Source organism: Sphingomonas sp. BGYR3 (genome assembly GCF_025153455.1).
Classification (GTDB): domain Bacteria; phylum Pseudomonadota; class Alphaproteobacteria; order Sphingomonadales; family Sphingomonadaceae; genus Sphingomonas.
Genome location: NZ_JANZNT010000001.1, coordinates 1,489,217 through 1,509,229, shown reverse-complemented (window position 1 = coordinate 1,509,229; position 20,013 = coordinate 1,489,217). Strand labels below are relative to the sequence as shown.

Here is a 20,013-nt window from a genome sequence, read left to right as displayed (position 1 = left end):
GCTTAACCCGCGCGCGGCGCGCATGGTTAATGTCAAATCAACCGACTCCGATCGGCGTGCGGGCCGGGATGCCGGCATTGCGCAGGGCGGCATGGGCGTCGGCGATCGTCGCTTCGCCAAAATGAAAGATGCTGGCGGCCAGCACGGCGCTGGCATGGCCGTCCCGGATGCCGGCGACCAGATCATCGAGCCCGCCCACGCCGCCCGATGCAACCACCGGAACGGTGACGGCATCGGCGATGGCGCGGATCAGGGGCAGGTCATAGCCGCTGCGCGTCCCGTCCCGGTCCATCGAGGTGACGAGCAGTTCGCCCGCGCCCAGCCGGACGAGGTTCAGCGCATGGTCCATCGCGTCGATGCCGGTGGCCCGCCGCCCGCCATGGGTAAAGATTTCCCAGCGGTCGCCGGATCGGCGCGCGTCGATGCTGGCAACGATGCACTGGCTGCCGAATCGGTCGGCGATATCGGCGACGATTTCGGGCCGCGCGACGGCGGCGCTGTTGACCGCCACCTTGTCCGCCCCGGCCAGCAGCAGCGCGCGCGCATCGTCCGCCGACCGGACGCCGCCACCGACGGTGACGGGCATGAAGCACACCTCTGCCGTCCGGCGCACGACGTCGATGATGGTGCCGCGCGCCTCGTGACTGGCGGTGATATCGAGAAAGCACAGTTCGTCCGCGCCGCCCGCATCATAGACGCGCGCTTGCTCCACCGGATCGCCCGCATCGCGCAGGTCGACGAAATTGACGCCCTTGACCACCCGGCCATTGGCAACGTCGAGACAGGGGATGACGCGGGCGCGGACGGTCATCCGCGCGCGACCCGGATTGCCTCGGCCAGGTCCAGGCGGCCATCATACAGCGCGCGGCCGGTGATCACGCCCTCGATCCCCTCGGCGACATGGGGTTTCAGGGCGTGGATGTCCTCGATCCCCGCAACCCCGCCCGATGCGATGACCGGGATGCTGACCGCGCGGGCCAGCGCCGCCGTCGCATGGACATTACACCCCTTGAGCAATCCGTCGCGGCCGACATCGGTGAACAGCAGGGCAGCGACGCCCGCATCCTCGAACCGGCGGGCAAGATCGGTGACGGAAACGTCCGACACATCGGCCCAGCCATGGGTGGCGACCATGCCGTCGCGGGCATCGACGCCCACGACCACCCGGCCGGGATGGGCGCGGGCAGCGGTGCGGACCAGGTCGGGATTGGTCAGCGCCGCGGTGCCGATGACGATGCGCTGGACGCCGAGGCCGATCCAGCGTTCGACCGATTCCACGGTGCGGATGCCGCCGCCCAGCTGAACCTTGCCCGGAAAGGCGGCGATGACCGCGGCGACCGCATCGCCATTGACCGACCGTCCGGCAAAGGCGCCGTCCAGATCGACCATGTGCAGCCAGTCGGCGCCAGCATCGGCGAAGATCAGCGCCTGCGCGGCGGGATCGTCGCCATAGACGGTGGCACGGGCCATGTCGCCTTCAGCCAGGCGCACCACCTGTCCACCCTTGAGGTCAATGGCGGGAAAGACGGTCAGGGACGCCATTCAAGGAACCTTTCAATGAGGGCGATGCCGTAACGCTGGCTTTTTTCCGGGTGGAACTGGACGCCGATCAGGTTGTCGCGCCCGATCGCGGCAGTCACCGGCCCGCCATGGTCGGTGGTGGCCAGCACATCGTGGCCGGAAAAGGCGAAACTGTGCAGGAAATACGCCTCGCCCGGCTGAATCAGCGGATGGGGACGGGTGGGGACGACATCGTTCCACCCCATGTGCGGCACGCGCACCGCATCGCTGGCGGGCAGCGGCGCTACCTCGCCCGCGATCCAGCCAAGGCCCGGATGGGTGCCGAATTCCAGTCCCCGCGTCGCCATCAACTGCATGCCCACGCACACGCCCAGAAACGGCGCGCCGCCGCGCAGCACCCGCGTCTCCAGCGCCTCGATCATGCCGGGCAGGGCGGCCAGCCCGTCCCAGCAGGCGCGAAACGCCCCCACGCCGGGCAGCACGATCCGGTCGGCGCCCAGCACCGCATCGGCATCGGCAGTGACGATCACGTCGTCCGCGCCAGCGGCCCGGAGCGCGTTATGAACCGAATGAAGATTGCCCGCGCCATAATCGATGAGCGCGACGCTCACGATTGCAGCGCCTCCAGCCCCGGGGCGACCAGGCTGGTCGTCATCTCGACAAATTGCGGGTCGGCAATGCCGCGGACCACATAGGGATCGTTCATCGCCCATGCCTGAACCTCGGCAAGCGTGCCGCGCGCGATCAGCACGCCGCCCGTGGGCGGGTTCTGACGCCCGGCGGCGAGCAGGCGGCCATCGGCCAGCGCCTGTTTCAGGAAATCGACATGATCGGGGCGGACGGCATCCACCTGATCCAGCGGCACCTTGTAGCTGAGCAGGACAAGGATCATCACAGCACCCCCTTGGTCGACGGGATCGCATCGGCCTTGCGCGGATCAATCTCGATCGCGCCGCGCAGGGCGCGGGCCAGCCCCTTGAACACGCTTTCGGCGATATGATGGTTGTTCTGACCGTACAGCGTTTCGATGTGCAGCGTGACACCCGCCGTCTGGGCAAAGCTGTGGAAGAAATGTTCGAACATTTCGGTGTCCATTTCGCCCAGCCGCTTTTGCGTGAACTCGGTCTTGAACACCAGCCAGGGACGGCCGGAAATGTCGATGGCCACGCGGCTCAGCGTTTCGTCCATCGGCGACAAGGCATCGGCGTACCGGCGGATACCGCGCTTGTCGCCCAGCGCCTCTGCCACCGCCTGACCGATGGCAAGCGCGGTGTCCTCGACCGTGTGATGCTGGTCGATATGCAGGTCGCCGACGGTGGTCACATCAAGGTCGATCAGCGAATGGCGCGACAATTGTTCGAGCATATGATCGAAAAAGCCAATGCCGGTGCTGATGCGATAGGCACCGGTGCCGTCCAGGTTGACGGTCACGTCGATGCTGGTCTCGCTCGTCTTGCGCTGAATGGTGGCGGTCCGCATGATGCGCCCCACATAGCGTGCTTCGCTGGTCATGCAATCTTGACCCCGCCGCCTGAGCCTTTAGCAACGGGCGCATGAGTGACAGCGTGGCCGACAGCCTGATTCCCTATGACGACATCGTGCAGGAGGCGCTGCGCGCAGTCGTCGGCCGGGTGCTGGGGCAAGTAGCCGATATGGGCGGCCTGCCGGGCGCGCACCATTTCTACATCACGTTCAAGACGCAGGCGCCGGGCGTGGACATTCCCGCGCGGCTGATCGAGCGGTTTCCCGACGAAATGACGATCGTGCTGCAGAACCGGTTTTGGGACCTGCGCGCCGATGACGAGCGGTTTTCGGTCGGGCTGAGCTTCAACCAGATCCCGTCGACGCTGACCATTCCGTTCAGCGCGATCACCGGGTTCCACGATCCTGCGGTCAATTTCGAGCTGCGGTTCCATGTCGCGGACGGACCGGAAGGGCCGGACCCGCATGACGCGGCGGAAAATGACGGCGAATCGGCCCAGCCGGTCGAGGACGGGTCCAACGTCGTCGCGGTGGATTTCAGCCGCAAGAAATGATCCCCGGTTGAAATCGCGGCAACCTGAACCCGGTTCAGCGGCCATGCTGCGTGCTGGCAATGTCGGGTCGGGCGCGCGATGGATGCCGACACACGTTCAGCATGACGGCAGGTGAAGCCATGACCCAGACCCGGACCGAAACCGACAGCATCGGCGCAATCGAGGTGCCCGCCAGCGCCTATTGGGGTGCGCAGACGCAGCGGAGCATCGACAATTTCCCGTTTGGCGCGCGCGAGCGGATGCCGATCGAGATCGTCCATGCCCTTGCCATCGTCAAACAGGCGGCGGCGCGGGTGAACCGGGCGCACGGCCTGTCCGCCGAAATTGCCGACGCGATCGAGGCGGCGGCGGCAGAGGTGTCGTCCGGCGCGCTGGACGATCAGTTTCCGCTGGTCATCTGGCAGACGGGCAGCGGCACCCAGACCAACATGAACGTGAACGAGGTGATCGCCGGCCGGGCGAACGAGATGCTGGCCGGCACCCGCGGCGGCAAGACGCCGGTGCACCCCAACGATCACGTCAACATGAGCCAGTCGTCGAACGACAGCTTTCCGACGGCGCTGCACATCGCCGCCACGTTGATGGCGGAGCGCCGACTGATGCCCGCTGCCGACCGGCTGTTCGCCGCGCTGGATGCCAAGGCGCGGGCATGGGCCGGCATCGTCAAGATCGGACGCACGCATCTGCAGGATGCGACGCCGGTGACGCTGGGCCAGGAATTTTCCGGTTACGCCAATCAGGTGTATCGCGCGCGCCGCCGGATCGAACCGGCGATCCAGCACGGGACCGGGCGGCTGGCGCAGGGCGGGACCGCGGTCGGCACCGGGATCAACGCGCCGCCGGGCTTTGCGACCGAGGTCTGCCGGGCGATTGCCGATATCACCGGCTATCCCTTTACCACTGCCGAAAATGCGTTCGAGGCGCTGGCGTCCAACGATCCGCTGGTCCACCTGTCCGGCACGCTGAACACGCTGGCGACGGCGCTGACCAAGATCGCCAACGACATCCGCCTGCTTGGCAGCGGCCCGCGATCGGGGCTGGGCGAGCTGGACCTGCCGGCCAATGAGCCGGGCAGCTCGATCATGCCGGGCAAGGTCAACCCGACCCAGTGCGAGATGCTGACCATGGTGGCCGCGCAGGTGATGGGCAATCATGTCGCGATCACCGTCGGCGGGATGCAAGGGCATCTGGAATTGAACGTGTTCAAGCCGATGATCGGCGCAGCGGTGCTGCGGTCCATCGACCTGCTGGCGACCGGCATGGACAGTTTTGCCGAGCGGTGTGTGGAGGGATTGCAGGCGAATGAGGCGCGGATCGCCGAATTGCGGGACCGCTCGCTGATGCTGGTGACGGCGCTGGCCCCGGAAATCGGGTACGACCATGCGGCCAAGATCGCCAAGCACGCGCACGAACAGGGCCTGACGCTGAAAGAGGCCGGGCTGGCGCTGGGGCTGGTGGACGAAGCAACGTTTGACCGGGTGGTGCGCCCGGAAACCATGGTTTGATTAACGGATCCGGCCGACGGGAACCTGTGCCGCGATCGTCGGTTTCTTCCCCGAACCATTTCGAGGGGAGTTTTCCATGAGCCTCACCACCATCTTGGGCGCCGCGATCGGCGGCGCCATTGACGGATCCGAAGGCGAAGACAGCGCCGTCGACGGCATGATCATCGGCGTTGTCGTTGCCCACACGCTGCGCATCGTCGTTCCGGTCGCGATTGTCGGCACGGTCGGCTGGCTGGCGTGGCGCAAGGCAAAATCGGCCTATGCTGACTTCAGCACCCGCCGGTCTGCCCCGGCGGCGGAGGTGACGGCGTGATCGGGCGGGTCATCGGCGCGCTGGTCGGCCGTGAAATCGATCGCCGTGATGGCACCGGCGGGGCAAAGGGCGCCGCAATCGGATGGGTTGCGGCCACGGCGCTGCGCCGCATGGGACCCGCCGGCTTGGTGCTGGGCGGCGGATATGTCGCCAAGAAGATGTATGACCGGCACAAGGCGCGCCGTCGCTGAACGCCGTTTTCCCGACCCTGTCGGGCCACTAGCCGCTTGACCATCGCCCCATGCCCGCGCCAGTAGCGGGCATGGCAGAGCGAAACGAACCCGATCCCCATGGCTTTCAACGGCGCGGGGTCCTTTTCGTGCTCTCCTCGCCTTCGGGCGCGGGGAAATCGACCATTGCCCGGCGGCTGCTGGCCGAGGAGGGCGAAAACCTGCGCATGTCGGTGTCCGCGACCACGCGCCCGATCCGCAAGGGCGAGGTGGATGGCCGGGACTATCATTTCATCGATACCGACACGTTCAAGGCGATGGTCGCGCGGCACGAGTTCCTGGAATGGGCGCATGTGTTCGACCATCGATACGGCACGCCGCGCGCGCTGATCGATCAGATGCTGGATGCGGGCAAGGATGTATTGTTCGACATCGACTGGCAGGGCGCGCAGCAGCTGTTTCAGCTGAAGGGCGGCGACGTCGTGCGCGTGTTCATCCTGCCCCCGTCGATGAAGGAGCTGCGCCGCCGGCTGGAGTCGCGCGGCACGGACACGCAGGAGGTGATCGACCGGCGCATGGACCGGGCGGACCGCGAGGCGAGCCATTGGGACAGCTATGACTATGTGCTGGTCAATGACGATGTCGATGCTTGTTTCCAGCAGGTGCGCACGATCCTGCACGCCGAACGGCTGAAACGGTCGCGCCAGCCGGGCCTGATCGGATTTATCCGCGAGCTGGGTCGCGGCTGACCGGCGCTATTCGGAACGGATGAGCTGAAGGAAGCGAACGCCGGCGTCGAAATCGGCGCGGCGGGCGGCGCGCGCCTGTTGGGCCTGCTCATCCTTGCCCCAGCGTTCCTCCTGCCAATCCTCGTCCACCATGGCGGCGGACCACACGGTGTCGGGGTCGGCCCCGCCTTCGGCCAGCCATAGCGCCAGGACGAGCGAACCCGTCGTCGTGACCAGCGGCGACAGCGCGGCCAGGTGAAACGCATCCATCGCCACGACCGCAGCGCCCAGGCGGATGACCGTCACCGGCGGCTGATCGACGTGCATCACGCCCTGTGTCACCTGAAACCGCACGTCGTATTGCGCCTGTGCCCAGGCCAGCGGGGGATCCCATGCCTCTTCCTGCCGGTCGATCAGCGCGGCGGGATCGGTTGCGCGGTAACAGACAAGGTCGCTGGCGGCATAGGCGGCAAGGCCGGCGGCAAACTGTTCCGCATTGGGCGCAATCCGGTCGATGGCGGCATTGGCAAGGCCGGTCAGCGGCATGGCGCGCGGATCGATGGTGTCGCCCACGCCGTTCCATTCCTCCGCCACTGCATGGGCAAGCGCCTGTCCGGGCAGTTTCAGCGGTGCGCGGCCGGGCGTGTTCACTGGCCTGCGATCCAGCGTCACGCCCCAGCCGCCGGGGCCGCGAACGGCATCGGCACGCGTCCAGAACCGCTTCATTCGGCCCGGCTCCGCCAGCGGCGGGCCAGCGCCTTTGGTACCACGGCCATGCAGTACAGCCCGGTCAGCAGGATCGCGGCGCCCAGGATGCGGGGCAGGGTGTCCACCGACCGCCCGATCAGCAACAGGCCAAACACCGCACCAGCGACGCAGGCCATGTTGGCCAGCACGATCAGGAAATAGCGGTTGCGCGCGGTGCGTTCCGCATCGTCGATGCCGTTCATGCCAGCGCCGCCTTCAGCGCGCGAAGCTGATGCGCGTCATCGGCCACCCATGCCGCGCCCGCCGCGATCAGTTCGTCCGGCGCGTGATAGCCCCAGGAAACGCCGACCGCGTGCGTGCCGGCGGCCCTGGCCATCGCCATGTCGTAATGGGTGTCGCCGATCATCACCGTCGTTTCCGGCGATGCGCCCGATTCCGCCATCGCCTGTTCCACCATCGACGGATGCGGTTTGGACGGATGCCGGTCCGCCGTCTGCAGGGTCGTGAAATGATGGTCGATGCGGTGATGGGCAAGGATCAGGCCCAGGCCGCGATCGGACTTGCCAGTGGCAACCCCCATCACCCAGCCTGTGTCCGCAAGCGAAACCAGCAGATCGGCAATCCCGTCATACAGCGGTTCGGCCAGCATGGTGCCGCTGGACCGCAGGCGGAAAAAGGCCGCCTTGTACGCATCGGCCAGCGCCATGTGAAAACCGTCATCGGCATCCGGCAACAGCGCGGCCATCGCCTGGGGCAGGCTGAGCCCCACGATCCGGCGGATTTGCGTGCGCGGCGGCGGGGCCAGCCCGGCGCCGTCGAACGCGGCCTCCATCGCCAGGCAGATGTTCGCCTGGCTGTCGACCAGCGTGCCATCGCAATCGAACAAAGCGAGGCGGTTCATCCCCGGCTGCCCCGGCTGCGCCGTTCGCCGCGGCGCTCCTTGCGGACCTGCTTGGCATGGGCCTTTGCCTGCTGCTTCAGCACGGCGCGGCTGGGCGGGGGCGGGCCATCGTCGATCATCGTGCGCTCGCCAAGGCTGAGGTCAAAGGCGAGCAGCTTCATGCTTTCGGCGATATGCACGGGCAGTTCGGCCGTCACGTCCAGCGCGCCGCCATCGGGATGATCGATGCGCAGCCGCCGTGCGTGCAGGTGCATCTTGCGGCTGATCCCGCCGGACAGGAACGCCTCCGGTCCCCCATATTTGCCGTCGCCGACAATGGGATGGCCGATCGCGGCCATGTGCACGCGCAGCTGATGCGTTCGCCCGGTCATGGGTTGCAATTCGACCCAGGCGGCGCGGTTGCCCGCCCGTTCGATCATGCGATAGCGGGTGCGGGCAGGCTGGCCGTTTTCCTCGTCAACATGCATTTTTTCGCCGCCCGTGCCCGGCTGTTTGCCGATCGGCAGGTCGATGAACCCGTCCTCGATGCTGGGCACGCCGACGACCAGCGCCCAATAGACCTTGCGCGCGGTGCGGCTGGAAAAGCTTTTGGCGAAATAGCCCGCCGCCCGCGCCGAACGGGCGATCAGCAGTGCGCCCGACGTGTCCTTGTCCAGCCGGTGGACCAGTTTCGGCCGCCCTTCCTGTTCGAACTGCAGCGCGTCGAGCAGGCCGTCGACATGGTCGAACGTCTTGGTCCCGCCCTGGGTCGCAAGGCCGGGGGGCTTGTTCAGCACCAGCGCGGCGGCATCGCGGTGGATGACCAGCGACTGGGCAAATTCCACCTGTTCCGGCGACAGCGGCGGGCGCTGACGCACGGGCCGTGCGGGCTTTTCCGGTTTTACGGGTTCGGCCGGGGGCACCCGGATCACCTGTCCGGCGGCGATGCGGTCGCCCGGTGTGGCGCGCGCGCCGTCGAGGCGAAGCTGGCCGGTCCGCGCCCAGCGCGACACGATGTTGAAACTGGCATCGGGCAGATGCCGTTTGAACCAGCGATCGAGGCGGATGCCGTCGTCATCCGCCGCCACGGTGAACTGCCGGACCTGATGTTCGTCCGTCATGCCAGCCCCCTGACCAGCCCGAGGCCAAGGCCGAGCGCTGCAACCGATCCGATCACCGAAACAACGGCATAGCCGACCGCCAGCGACCAGTCGCCGCGCTGAAGCATCGTCATGACCTCAAGCGAAAAGGCGGAAAAGGTGGTGAAGCCGCCCAGCACGCCGACGCCAAGGAACACCCGCCACGTCTCGCCCGCCTCGATGCGCAGCACGGCGGCGGCGAGCATCCCCATCAACAGGCCGCCCGACAGGTTCACGAACAGGGTGCCCCAGGGCAGGCCGGTGCCGAACAGCGCGGTGGCAGCCCGTCCGGTCAGGTACCGCAGCCCTGCCCCGATCGCGCCGCCCGCCATGGCGAGAAACAGATGGATCATCGCTGCTGCCTAGCGGGAATGGCCGCCGCCCGCTAGCGTCCCGTCCACATCATTGCGGAGCAGGGTCATGCGCGTTCTCGTCCTTTACGGTTCCTATCGCCGCGATCGTCAGGGCATCCGGCTGGCCGAATGGCTGGTCCGGGCGATGAGCGACCGGTCGCACTCGGTCGAACTGGTCGATGCACAGGCCGTCGGGCTGCCGATGCTGGACCGGATGTACAAGGAATATCCGGCCGGCACGGCGCCGGAGGCGTTGGAGACGCTGGCCGGAATGCTGAAATCGGCGGACGGGTTCCTGTTCGTCACGGGCGAATATAACTGGGGGGTACAGCCGGGCCTGAAGAACCTGACCGACCATTTTCTGGAAGAATGGTTCTGGCGGCCGGCCGCTATCGCCAGCTATTCCGCCGGGCGGCTGGGCGGGGCGCGGGCCAATTCGGCCTGGCATCCGACGCTGAGCGAGATGGGCATGGCGGTGGTGCCATCCACGCTGACCGTGGGTCAGATCGGGCAGGCGCTGGATGAGGACGCACAGCCGCAGGGCGATGGCGGCCATGCGCTGGAACGCGCCTTTCCCCGGTTTGCGGCCGATTTCGAATGGTGGATGGAAGCGGCCAAGGCCCAGCGCGAGCGTGCGGATCCGCCCTATTGATGGGCCGGGCAATGCGGCATAGCGGCGCGGCATGACCGAATCCGATTTCATCGACGCGCTGCGCCGCCTGCCGCTGCACCCTGGCGCGCGCGGCCTGCGCGACGATGCGGCGCTGCTGGAACTGGGCGGTGAGACGCTGATCCTGACGCATGATGCCATGGCGGCGGGCGTGCATTTCCTGGCCGATGCGGACCCTGCCGACATCGCCTGGAAGCTGGTGGCGACCAACCTGTCCGACCTGGCGGCCAAGGGTGCGGAGCCGCTGGGCGTGCTGATCGGCGCGACGCTGGGGCCGGGGGCGGAGCGGTTTGTCGAGGGGCTGGGCGAGGCGCTGCGCGCCTTTTCCGTGCCGCTGATGGGCGGGGATACGATTTCGGTGCCAGGGCGCTCGGCCGCGGTCCATGGCCTGACGGCGATCGGGCGGGCGACGCATCGCCCGGTGCCGGACCGGGCGGGCGCGCGGGCGGGCGATCCGCTGTACATCACCGGCACGATCGGCGCGGCGATGCTGGGCCACGCCCTGTTGAGCGGGGGGCGGCCATGCCCCGACGATCTGGCCCAGGCCTATCTGCGCCCGGTGCCTTTATTGGCCGAGGGGCGGATGCTGGCCCCGTGCGTCAGCGCGATGATGGACATTTCCGACGGGGTGCTGATCGACGCGGCGCGGATGGCCGATGCCAGCGGCGTGACCGCATGGATCGACAGTGCCGCCATTCCCTATGCCGACGCGCTGCGCGATGCCGACCCGCTGCTGCAGGGTGAGGCGCTGCGCTGGGGCGATGATTATGCGCTGCTGTTCGCCGCTGCCGAGGGGGCGGTGCCGCCCGGCCTGACGGCGCACCGCATCGGATGGCTGGCAGAGCGCGGTGCGGCGGCGGTGATGCTGGATGGCGTGCCGCAGACGGGGCGGCTGGGCTATGAGCATGGCGGCTAGCCCGGCGGGCTAGTTCTTCGCCGCAGGTTTCCGGAGGCGGCAGGGCACGATGTCGCGGGGCTCCGGGCGCGGCCCGGCGACGCGGAAGGTTGCGAAATAGCCGCCTGCGCGGGGCATCGGTTCGATTTCGACCAGCGAATAGCCGACCGCCGCGAATTCGCAGCGTAGCAGGTTAGGCGGCGTGCCGTGCTGTTCGGTCGGCCGGTTGGCATCGACCACCACGACCAGCCCGTCGGGTTTCAGCGAGGGCCGCATCCGCCACAGAAAGGCATAGGGCTGCTCGATCTCATGATACATATGGACCATGAAAATGCGGTCGAAGCTGTTTTCCGGCAGCTTGGGATCGGATGCCTCGCCCAGCCGGACCGAGACATTGGACAGCCGTTCGCGCGTCACCCGCTCGGCCAGCGCGGAATGGATGGACGGGATGATGTCTTCGGCCAGCACGCGGCCGCGCGCACCGACCCGGTCGGCAAGGCGCGTGGTGTAATAGCCCTCGCCCGCGCCGATATCGGCCACGGTCATGCCGGGCGTGATTTCCGCCTTGTCCATCACCGTGTCCGCCTCACGCAACCGGTCGCGCGATTCCTCGGTGGACCAGCGACTGGACACGATGGCCGCGACGGGACGGTCCGCGGCCGGAAAATCCTCGGTATCGTCGTCCGTCCGGTTGCCGGGGCTGCCCGGGGCAGTGCCGCAACCGGCAAGCATCAGCGACAGGGCCAGCGCGCCGCACGCGGCGGACAAAAGCCGGAAGGCAGCGCGCGGCGCGGTCATGGTCAGTCGACGTCCTCCACCTGAACCGCCTCGCCCGTCACGCGCTGGGCGAGCGCGGCGGCCATGAACGCATCGAGATCGCCGTCGAGCACGTCGGACGGCGAGGTCGAGGTGACGCCGGTGCGCAGGTCCTTCACCAGCTGATAGGGTTGCAGCACATAGGACCGAATCTGGTGGCCCCAGCCGATATCGGTCTTGGTCGCGTTCTGCGCATTCGCCGCCGCCTCGCGCTCGGCCAGTTCGCGTTCGTACAGGCGGGCGCGCAGCTGGTTATACGCCTCTGCCTTGTTCTTGTGCTGGCTGCGCTGGTTCTGGCACTGCACCACGATCCCGGTGGGCAGGTGCGTGATGCGGACCGCGGAATCGGTGGTGTTGATGTGCTGTCCGCCGGCACCCGACGCGCGATAGGTGTCGATGCGCAGCTCGCTTTCGTTGATCTCCACCTCGATATTGTCGTCGATCACCGGATAGACCCAGATCGAGGAGAAGCTGGTGTGGCGGCGCGCCGAGCTGTCATACGGGCTGATGCGGACAAGGCGGTGGACGCCGCTTTCGGTCTTGGCATAGCCATAGGCATTCTCGCCCTTGACCAGCAGGGTCGCCGATTTGATCCCCGCCTGTTCGCCGGCGTGATAATCGATCAGCTCGACCTTGTAGCCATGCTTTTCCGCCCAGCGGGTGTACATCCGCTGCAGCATTTCGGCCCAGTCGTTCGATTCCGTGCCGCCCGCGCCGGAATTGATTTCGATATAGGTGTCGTTGGCGTCCGCCTCACCCGACAACAGCGCCTTGACCTTGTCCGTCTCTGCCCGGCCGGCCAGTTCGGCCAGGGCGGCAACGCCCTCATCCGCCATGGCGGTGTCGCCTTCGGCTTCGGCCATTTCGATGAGTTCGGCGGTGTCGGCCAGTTCCGATTCGATCGCGCGGGTCGCGCTGATCGCCTCGTCCAGCCGGCGGCGTTCGCGCATCACGTCCTGCGCCAGCTTGGGATTGTTCCACAACGCCTGATCCTCGACCCGGGCGTTCAGCTCGTCGAGGCGGCGCAGCGCGCGATCCCAGTCCAGCGAGCGGCGCAGCAGCGCGAGCGCATCGTTGATCTGGTCGATATGGGCTTGCGCTTCGGCGCGCATGGAAACTCTCCAGTCCTTGAAATCAGGGTCAGGGGCGCAGCGGCGCCCGGTGATCGACGAGCCAGCGCGCTAGTAGATTCCCCCCTCCCTTTGCAAGAAGTCGCTGTCGGACTGGGTGGCGCGCCGGGGTGCGGCACCCTGTTTCGCAGGGTCGCTGACCGCGGCGCGTTCGCCCTCTGCACGGGCGCGCGCGGCGCGGCGCGGCTCCATCTCCGGCTTGAAGGCTTCCCAGATTACGGCGGCCTTGGGCTCGTCGGTCGGCCAGGTGCCAAAGACGGGGCGGCCGCTCATCCGGTCGATGCGGACCATGCGGATGCCCGCCGGCGCGGCAAAGGGCAGCACCGGCACATCCTTGTACGCGGCCTGAGCAAAGGTCTTGTAGATCGGTGCGGCCAGCGTGCCGCCCTGTGCGTATCCGCCCAGGCTGCGCGGGCTGTCATAACCGATGTACAGGCCCGCAATCATCTGGGGCGTGCCGCCGACGAACCACACGTCGTTGGGGCCGGTGGACGTTCCCGTCTTGCCCATGATCGGGCGTTTCAGATCGCGCAGCGTCGTGGCGGTGCCCCGCTGAATCACCCCTTCGGTAATGTGCACCATCTGATAGGCGCTGAGCGGATCGACGATCTGGCGCGAGCGGATATTGGGGCGCGGCATCGGCTTTCCGTCCCAGTCGGGCGCGTTGCAGCGATCACAGGGCCGCCATGCCTCCGGCCAGATCACCTGACCGCGGCGGTCCTGAACATAGTCGATCAGCGACGGGGTGAGCGCGCGGCCGTGATTGACCAGGATGGAATAGGCATTGACCATCCGCAGCACGGTCGTTTCGCCCGCGCCCAGCGCATAGGACAGATAGGGCGGGAAGCGGCCTTCGCTGACGCCCACGTCCTGAATCAGCTTCACCACCTTGTCCATGCCGGTCTGGGTGGCGGTGCGCACCGTCATCAGGTTGCGCGACTGTTCGATGCCCCAGCGCATGGTGCGCGGCCCCGCCGATCCGCCGCCGAAATTGCGGAAGCATTTCTGGCCCAGGCGCGGGCCCTGATTCACGCAGAGCGGGCCATCGACGATGATGCTGGCCGGGCTCATCCCCGCTTCGAGCGCGGCGGTGTACACGATCGGCTTGATCGTCGATCCGGGCTGGCGATTGGCCTGGGTTGCGCGGTTGAATGCCTGAACCCGCGAATCGAACCCGCCCTGCATCGCCAGCACGCGGCCGGTGCGCGGTTCTTCGACCACCATGCCGCCCGACACGCGCGGGATGGATTTCAGCGCATAGGCCGCGCCCTGCGGTGCAACCGCGATGATGTCGCCGGGCTTCAGCGCGGCAAAAGCGATGCCGCCCGTGCCCCGCACCGGCATCAGCGCGCCCGACCGGGGCAGCGTGGCGGTGCGCCCGTCGGTCAGCCCGATCTGTGCGCTGTCGCCGTCGCGGGAAATGACGATCGCGGCGCGCCAGTCGGCGTAATCGAGTTCGACATTGGTGCGGATCAGCGCGCCGAACCAGTTGCCGTCGCGGATTTCCTCGTTGCGGATCGGGCCGGACCAGCCGCGACCGGATTCATACCGGATCAGCCCTTCGCGCAGCGCCTTTGCAGCATAATCCTGAATCTTGGGATCGAACGAGGTGCGGACCCACAGGCCGCCGGCATAGACGCTGTACGGCCCGTCTTCCTGATACTCGCCGAACTTGTCGAGCAGCTGGCGGCGCACCTCTTCGACGAAATAGCCGCCCCCGCGCTCGAACCGGGGCGTGCGGCGCGGTGCGGCGCCTAGCGGGGCGGCAACCGCCGCCGAATGCTGCGCCGCGGTGATGAAGCCGTTGCGCAGCATTTCGCCCAGCACCCAGTTGCGCCGTTCGATCGCGCGGTCGGCATGGCGATCGGGATCGTAATTGGCCGGCCCCTTGGGCAGCACGGCAAGATAGGCCATTTCCGGCAGGGTCAGCTGCGCCAGCGGCTTGTCGAAATAGGCATTGGCCGCCGCCTCGACCCCGAACGCGTTCCGGCCGAGCGCGATCTGGTTCAGATACAGCTCAAGGATCTTCTGCTTGGACAGCGTATCCTCGATCCGCCAGGCGAGCAGCGCCTCGCGCGCCTTGCGGACATAGCTGACTTCGTTGTTCAGCAGCAGGTTCTTGGCAACCTGTTGCGTGATGGTGGACGTGCCGCGCGGCGTTTCCCCGCGCACCACGCCCTGAAATGCCGCGCGCACCAGGCCAGGATAATCAAGGCCGCCATGTTCGAAAAAGGTGCGATCCTCCGCCGCCAGAAAGGCGCTGACCAGGAGCGGCGGATATTCTGAATAATCGAGCTGGATGCGCCGTTCGCGGGCATAGATGTGCACCGGCGCGCCGTCATTGGACCGGACATAGCTGGGCAGCGGCGGTTCATAGGTCTTGAGCGCCTCGACCGAGGGCAGGTCGCGGGCGACCATCCCCCACAGCACCGCCGTTCCGACCCCGGCCAGCAGCGCGATCCACGCGATCAGGCGGAACCACCAGCGCCGGCGGATCCCGGACAGCCGGGTCCGCAGCCCGGCGGCATTGCGCTGGATGCGAACCGTGACGGGCGGCGTTTCGGATTGATCCATATCGCCGGGGGTTTAGCAAAACCGGGCCGCTTTGCCAGTGCCGAGCGGGCCGCGTTCGTCGCAATCGGTTGCCTGCCCTAGCTGGCGGGCGCTGCTTCGCGGGAGGCGAGGCGGCGGGCGAAATGCACCTCCACCGCGCGGGCGACCGTTTCGGCCATCCGCTTGCGCCCATCGGCAGACGCAAGGAACCGGGCATCCGCCTCGTTCGTCAGATACCCTGCCTCGAACAGGATCGACGGCATGTCGGGCGCCTTCAGCACCACCAGCGAGGCCATGCGATGAAAGTTCGGTTTGACCGGGATCAGGCCCTCTGCCTCGCGGCCCAGCAGCCGGGCAAAGGCGGCGGACAGGTTCATCGTTTCGCGCTGGGTCAGGTCGATCAGGATCGAGCGGACATCCGATTCGGCCCCGCCCAGGTCGATGCCGGCGATGATATCCGCCTTGTTCTCGCGCGCGGCGAGCCGGGCGGCTTCCTTGTCCGACGCGATTTCGGACAGGGTATAGGCGGTTGCGCCCGACGCGCCGGCATGGGGCGCGCTGTCGCAATGGACCGAGATGAACAGGTCGGCGCCCAGCCGCCGGGCGATGCCGAAACGGTCCTGCAGCAACAGATACCGGTCATCGTCGCGGGTCAGGGCGACGCGCACCTTGCCCGTGGCGAGCAGCCGGTCGCGCATGGCCCGCGCCAGGGCCAGCGTCATCGCCTTTTCCGCGGTCCCGTCAAAGGGCGAGATGGTGCCGGGATCGCGCCCGCCATGGCCGGCATCGATCACCACCAGCGGGCGGCTGGGATCATCGCCCAGGATGCGGGGCAGGGGCGGGGCGGGCCGCGCGGCAGGCACGGCGGCGGCGGCAACGCCCGTCGCCGGACCGGCGATCAGGGTGCGCCCGCGCGCAGCGGCAGCGGCAAAGCGGCGGTCGTCCACCGCCTCGAACGTCAGGGTCAGCGACTGGCCGGCGGGATCCAGCCGGCCGCCGGTGATGACGGCGGGACGATCAAGGTCGAACACGATGCGGGCGGTATCGCCGTCCGGCCGGCCCTGCCGGATCCGGGCGACCGGCCCGGATGCGGCGACCGTGCCGCCGGGGCTGGCCCCCGCAATGTCCACGGCGATGCGGCGGGGATCGTTGACGACGAAGCTGCTGGCCGATGCGACGCGGGAATCCAGCCGGATGACGATCCGGCCCGGGTCCACGCGCACGGACTGAACCGTCCCGGCCCAGGCGGCCGGGCCGCCGAACCAGGCCGCGAAAAAGGCGATGATGAACCCCACCCGTGCGATATTGGGCACAAGGGCCGGGCCGGTCCAGCCCAAACGCATGCTCGTCTGCCTTCCCCCAGATCGGTCGATGCGGATGGTTTACGCCCCGTCACCCAAGACGCGGTGAATCGGTACGGTTAACGCCTCGCTAGGCATTTTCCGCGATAGCAGTGGCATGTTCCCATGGTGTTGCCGCGCCGGGCGCGCGGTGCTAGGGAATTATACGGAACCACTCTGGTTCGCATTTTTACTGCGTGGGCGACGCGTTTTGCGCGATCCCGCCGACGCAGGTCTTCAGGTTGACGTTCGCCATGCTGCACTATCCTTGCCCATTGCCCGAAATCGCCCTGGCGGCGACGGGCGGTGCGGCGAATGGGGCGCCGGTCCACCGGACCGGCCGTGCGGCCGGCAGCGAAATACACAGCGTAATTTCCAATCCCGGGGCGGCCAGTGCTGCCCCGGCCTTTTCTGACATCAGCGCGCCATGCCCCCCACGCGGCGGGCGCGCCCGGAGAATCATAAATGACCATGCGTATGTTGATCGACGCACGGCACCGGGAGGAAACCCGCGTCGCCGTCGTCAAGGGAAACCGAATCGAGGAGTTTGATTTCGAATCGGCCGAGCGCAAGCAGCTCAAGGGCAACATCTATCTGGCCAAGGTGACGCGGGTCGAACCGTCGCTGCAGGCCGCGTTCGTCGAATATGGCGGCAATCGCCACGGGTTCCTGGCGTTCAGCGAAATCCACCCGGATTATTATCAGATCCCCAAGGAGGACCGCGAGGCATTGCTGCGCGAGGAAGCGGAGCATGCGGCCGAGGAAGCGGCGCTGCGCGACGACGGGGATGACGACGATCACGACCATGACGACGGCGCCGACCATGACGGCGATGTCGAGGTGCTGGAACGTCCCGCCGACGAGGAAGAGGGCGCCGAGCCGTCCGAAACCGGCGGCAGCGACGACAGCCGCCCGCGCCGCAAGGGCCGCGGCAATGGCGACGATGCGGTCGAGGCGCTGCGCCAGCGCCGCATGAACCTGCGCCGCCGCTACAAGATCCAGGACGTGATCAAGCGGCGTCAGGTGATGCTGGTGCAGGTCGTCAAGGAAGAGCGCGGCAACAAGGGCGCGGCGCTGACCACCTATCTGTCGCTGGCCGGCCGTTATTGCGTGCTGATGCCCAATACCGCGCATGGCGGCGGCATTTCGCGCAAGATTTCGTCCGCTGCCGACCGCAAGCGGCTGAAGCAGATCATGGCCGACCTGGCCCTGCCGCCCAGCATGGGCTGCATCGTGCGCACCGCCGGGCTTCAGCGGACCAAGGTCGAGATCAAGCGCGATTTCGACTATCTGGCCCGGTTGTGGGACGGCATCCGCGAAACGACGCTGAAATCCACCGCGCCTGCCCTGGTCTATGGCGACAGCGACCTGATCAAGCGGGCGATCCGCGACATCTATAATCGCGACATCGACGAGGTGATCGTCGAGGGCGAGGACGGATATCGCCAGGCCAAGGATTTCATGAAGCTGCTGATGCCCAGCCACGCCCGGCGCGTGCGGCATTATGCGGACAGCGTGCCGTTGTTCCAGCGGTTCGGCGTCGAGGATCAGCTGGCGGCGATGTACCATCCGGTCGTCCAGCTGAAATCGGGCGGCTATCTGGTCATCAATCCGACCGAGGCGCTGGTGTCGATCGACATCAATTCCGGCCGGTCGACGCGCGAACACAATATCGAACAGACGGCGACGGCCACCAATCTGGAGGCGGCTCAGGAAATCGCCCGCCAGCTGCGCCTGCGCGACATGGCCGGTCTGGTCGTCATCGATTTCATCGACATGGATCATTCGTCCAACGTCCGTAAGGTCGAAAAGGCGATGAAGGAGGCGCTGAAGAACGATCGCGCCCGCATCCAGGTCGGGCGGATCAGCCCGTTCGGCCTGATGGAAATGAGCCGCCAGCGGCTGCGCACCGGGGTACTGGAAGCCTCCACCCGGCCGTGCCCGCATTGCGAGGGAACGGGCCTGGTCCGCACCGCATCGTCGGCGGGCCTGTCGGCGCTGCGCCTGATCGAGGACGAGGCCGGTCGCGGCCGCGGATCGAACCTGTTGCTGCGCGCCAGCCAGGAAGCGGCTTTGTACGTCCTGAACAAGAAGCGGGCTGAACTGGCGGAGATCGAGGAACGCTATGGCGTGACCATCGAGGTCGCGTCGGACGGCGAGCGCGAAGGCGCGCGGATGTCGGTCGAAGCGTCCGGCCCGCCGCCGGTATTCACGCCGCGCCCGCCGGTGCTGATCGAGGATGCCGACGACGACCTGCCGTTCGAGGACGAGGACGAGGCGTTCGAGGAAGAAGCGGCTGACGAGGAGGCCGATACCCCCCGTCGTACGCGTGGCGACGGTGAGGGCGAGGGAGAGGGCGGCCGCAAGCGCCGCCGTCGCCGTCGCGGCCGCCGTGGTCGCTCGTCGGACGAGGAAGGCGGCACGTTCGCAGAGGGTGAAGCCGGGGCCGAAGCCGAAGGTGACGGCGATACCGACGAAGCGGGCGAGGCAGGCGAGGCCAGCGAAGCCGATGCCGGCAACGACGCCGCCACGGGCGACGATGGCGCGCCGCGCAAGCGCCGCCGCCGGGGTCGCCGCAGCGGTCGCCGCAACCGTGAGGGCGGCGAGCAGCTGCCGGAAACGGGTGATGAAGCCGACGCTGAGGCCGAGGCCGAGCCTGTCGTTGCCGCGGAAGCGCCTGCAGCGACCGAGACAGTGGCTGAAGCCGAGCCGGAAAAGCCCAAGCGGACCCGTCGCCGGCCGAAGGCGGAGGCTGCCGTCGCCGCTGCTGCTGAACCGGTGGCCGAAGCAGTTGCCGAGCCGGTACCTGCCGAAGCTGCAGCCGAACCTGCCGCGGAAGAGCCTGCGCCCAAGCCGAAGCGCAGCCGGTCGCGCAAGACCAAGCTGAGCGACGACGCCGAGGCAGAGGTGGCCGTTCCGGCCGCTGAAGCCGAGCCGGTAGCGGCAGCGCCCGAACCGGCCGAGGTCGCCGAGGTGGCTGAGGCTGCGCCAGAAAAGCCCAAGCGGACGCGCCGGAAAAAGGCCGAAGCTGCGGCGGCCCCTGCCGAGGCGGCGGTGCTGGAAGCGCCGGTCGCGGCCGAACCGGTTGCCGATGCGGCGCCGGCCGAGCCGGTCGCTGCGACGGAAGCAGACGAGCCGGCAGAAGCATCGCCGCCGCGTCGCGGATGGTGGCAGCGCACCTTCGGCGCCTGATATCCCGGACCGGTGAGGGGCGGCATCGCGCCGCCCTTCACCGCCGGTTCAGCCCGGAAGGACA

22 protein-coding genes are annotated in these 20,013 nt (G+C 67.7%); 8 read left to right on the top strand and 14 right to left on the bottom strand.

Annotated elements, in window-relative coordinates; translation table 11 throughout:
• Positions 1–37: 37 nt before the first annotated feature.
• Genes hisF through hisB form a run of 5 tightly spaced genes read right to left on the bottom strand, consistent with a single transcriptional unit; the run spans position 38 to position 3,000 of the window.
• Entirely contained in the window at positions 38–811 is a 774-nt protein-coding gene (gene hisF, locus NYR55_RS07080) for an imidazole glycerol phosphate synthase subunit HisF (RefSeq protein WP_260020497.1), read from the bottom strand.
• Positions 808–1,542 (bottom strand): 1-(5-phosphoribosyl)-5-[(5-phosphoribosylamino)methylideneamino]imidazole-4-carboxamide isomerase, encoded by a 735-nt coding sequence (gene hisA / locus NYR55_RS07075; RefSeq protein WP_260020496.1) that lies wholly within the window; start codon positions 1,540–1,542, stop codon positions 808–810. The genes hisF and hisA overlap by 4 nt, the downstream gene beginning before the upstream one ends.
• Complete coding sequence (hisH, locus tag NYR55_RS07070) at positions 1,530–2,132, bottom strand: imidazole glycerol phosphate synthase subunit HisH (RefSeq protein ID WP_260020495.1); 603 nt, start codon at positions 2,130–2,132, stop codon at positions 1,530–1,532. Before hisH ends, hisA begins: the two co-directional genes overlap by 13 nt.
• Positions 2,129–2,413 (bottom strand): YciI family protein, encoded by a 285-nt coding sequence (locus tag NYR55_RS07065; protein WP_260020494.1) that lies wholly within the window; start codon positions 2,411–2,413, stop codon positions 2,129–2,131. Before NYR55_RS07065 ends, hisH begins: the two co-directional genes overlap by 4 nt.
• The gene (gene hisB, locus NYR55_RS07060; RefSeq protein ID WP_260021589.1) at positions 2,413–3,000 is read right to left on the bottom strand and encodes an imidazoleglycerol-phosphate dehydratase HisB; all 588 of its coding nucleotides are present in this window, start codon (positions 2,998–3,000) and stop codon (positions 2,413–2,415) included. Before hisB ends, NYR55_RS07065 begins: the two co-directional genes overlap by 1 nt.
• A 74-nt stretch (positions 3,001–3,074) precedes the next feature.
• On the opposite strand from hisB, the gene NYR55_RS07055 reads away from it, so the two are divergent.
• The 5 genes from NYR55_RS07055 (at position 3,075) to gmk (ending at position 6,294) form a co-directional block, all read left to right on the top strand.
• Positions 3,075–3,557 (top strand): ClpXP protease specificity-enhancing factor SspB, encoded by a 483-nt coding sequence (locus tag NYR55_RS07055; RefSeq protein ID WP_260020493.1) that lies wholly within the window; start codon positions 3,075–3,077, stop codon positions 3,555–3,557.
• Positions 3,558–3,676: 119 nt separating this feature from the next.
• Positions 3,677–5,062, top strand: a complete 1,386-nt coding sequence (gene fumC, locus NYR55_RS07050; protein ID WP_260020492.1) for a class II fumarate hydratase — start codon at positions 3,677–3,679, stop codon at positions 5,060–5,062.
• A 76-nt stretch (positions 5,063–5,138) separates the two neighbouring features.
• Complete coding sequence (locus tag NYR55_RS07045; RefSeq protein WP_260020491.1) at positions 5,139–5,375, top strand: hypothetical protein; 237 nt, start codon at positions 5,139–5,141, stop codon at positions 5,373–5,375.
• On the top strand, positions 5,372–5,566 hold the full coding sequence (locus NYR55_RS07040) for a hypothetical protein (RefSeq protein ID WP_260020490.1): 195 nt from the start codon (positions 5,372–5,374) through the stop codon (positions 5,564–5,566). The genes NYR55_RS07045 and NYR55_RS07040 overlap by 4 nt, the downstream gene beginning before the upstream one ends.
• Positions 5,567–5,616: 50 nt before the next feature.
• Positions 5,617–6,294: a guanylate kinase gene (gene gmk / locus NYR55_RS07035; RefSeq protein ID WP_260020489.1), complete on the top strand. Its 678-nt coding sequence runs from the start codon at positions 5,617–5,619 to the stop codon at positions 6,292–6,294.
• A 6-nt stretch (positions 6,295–6,300) separates the two neighbouring features.
• Here gmk and NYR55_RS07030 read toward each other — a convergent pair whose 3' ends face one another.
• Genes NYR55_RS07030 through crcB form a run of 5 tightly spaced genes read right to left on the bottom strand, consistent with a single transcriptional unit; the run spans position 6,301 to position 9,353 of the window.
• Positions 6,301–6,999, bottom strand: a complete 699-nt coding sequence (locus NYR55_RS07030) for an ATP12 family protein (RefSeq protein ID WP_260020488.1) — start codon at positions 6,997–6,999, stop codon at positions 6,301–6,303.
• Positions 6,996–7,223: a hypothetical protein gene (locus NYR55_RS07025; RefSeq protein ID WP_260020487.1), complete on the bottom strand. Its 228-nt coding sequence runs from the start codon at positions 7,221–7,223 to the stop codon at positions 6,996–6,998. The genes NYR55_RS07030 and NYR55_RS07025 overlap by 4 nt, the downstream gene beginning before the upstream one ends.
• A complete protein-coding gene (locus NYR55_RS07020) occupies positions 7,220–7,882 on the bottom strand; it encodes an HAD-IA family hydrolase (protein WP_260020486.1) in 663 nt (220 codons plus the stop codon). The genes NYR55_RS07025 and NYR55_RS07020 overlap by 4 nt, the downstream gene beginning before the upstream one ends.
• Positions 7,879–8,982 carry an RluA family pseudouridine synthase gene (locus NYR55_RS07015; RefSeq protein ID WP_260020485.1) on the bottom strand — a complete coding sequence of 368 codons (1,104 nt, stop codon included), beginning with the start codon at positions 8,980–8,982 and terminating at the stop codon, positions 7,879–7,881. Before NYR55_RS07015 ends, NYR55_RS07020 begins: the two co-directional genes overlap by 4 nt.
• Complete coding sequence (gene crcB / locus NYR55_RS07010; RefSeq protein ID WP_260020484.1) at positions 8,979–9,353, bottom strand: fluoride efflux transporter CrcB; 375 nt, start codon at positions 9,351–9,353, stop codon at positions 8,979–8,981. The genes NYR55_RS07015 and crcB overlap by 4 nt, the downstream gene beginning before the upstream one ends.
• Before the next feature lie 67 nt (positions 9,354–9,420).
• On the opposite strand from crcB, the gene NYR55_RS07005 reads away from it, so the two are divergent.
• Positions 9,421–10,005 carry an NADPH-dependent FMN reductase gene (locus tag NYR55_RS07005; RefSeq protein ID WP_260020483.1) on the top strand — a complete coding sequence of 195 codons (585 nt, stop codon included), beginning with the start codon at positions 9,421–9,423 and terminating at the stop codon, positions 10,003–10,005.
• A gap of 31 nt (positions 10,006–10,036) precedes the next feature.
• Complete coding sequence (gene thiL, locus NYR55_RS07000; protein WP_260020482.1) at positions 10,037–10,939, top strand: thiamine-phosphate kinase; 903 nt, start codon at positions 10,037–10,039, stop codon at positions 10,937–10,939.
• 9 nt (positions 10,940–10,948) lie between these two features.
• Here the strand turns inward: thiL and NYR55_RS06995 are convergent, their stop codons facing one another.
• The 4 genes from NYR55_RS06995 to NYR55_RS06980 all read right to left on the bottom strand — a co-directional run bounded on the left by NYR55_RS06995 (position 10,949) and on the right by NYR55_RS06980 (position 16,760).
• Positions 10,949–11,716, bottom strand: coding sequence for a methyltransferase domain-containing protein (locus NYR55_RS06995; RefSeq protein ID WP_260020481.1), 768 nt, complete (start codon positions 11,714–11,716; stop codon positions 10,949–10,951).
• A gap of 2 nt (positions 11,717–11,718) precedes the next feature.
• Positions 11,719–12,846 (bottom strand): peptide chain release factor 2, encoded by a 1,128-nt coding sequence (gene prfB / locus NYR55_RS06990; RefSeq protein ID WP_260020480.1) that lies wholly within the window; start codon positions 12,844–12,846, stop codon positions 11,719–11,721.
• A gap of 69 nt (positions 12,847–12,915) precedes the next feature.
• Positions 12,916–15,438, bottom strand: a complete 2,523-nt coding sequence (locus tag NYR55_RS06985; protein ID WP_260020479.1) for a transglycosylase domain-containing protein — start codon at positions 15,436–15,438, stop codon at positions 12,916–12,918.
• Positions 15,439–15,515: 77 nt separating this feature from the next.
• The gene (locus NYR55_RS06980; RefSeq protein ID WP_260020478.1) at positions 15,516–16,760 is read right to left on the bottom strand and encodes an N-acetylmuramoyl-L-alanine amidase; all 1,245 of its coding nucleotides are present in this window, start codon (positions 16,758–16,760) and stop codon (positions 15,516–15,518) included.
• Between the two features lie 462 nt (positions 16,761–17,222).
• Between NYR55_RS06980 and NYR55_RS06975 the strand changes: the two genes are divergently transcribed.
• Positions 17,223–19,949, top strand: coding sequence for a ribonuclease E/G (locus NYR55_RS06975; RefSeq protein ID WP_260020477.1), 2,727 nt, complete (start codon positions 17,223–17,225; stop codon positions 19,947–19,949).
• Positions 19,950–20,013: the final 64 nt, after the last annotated feature.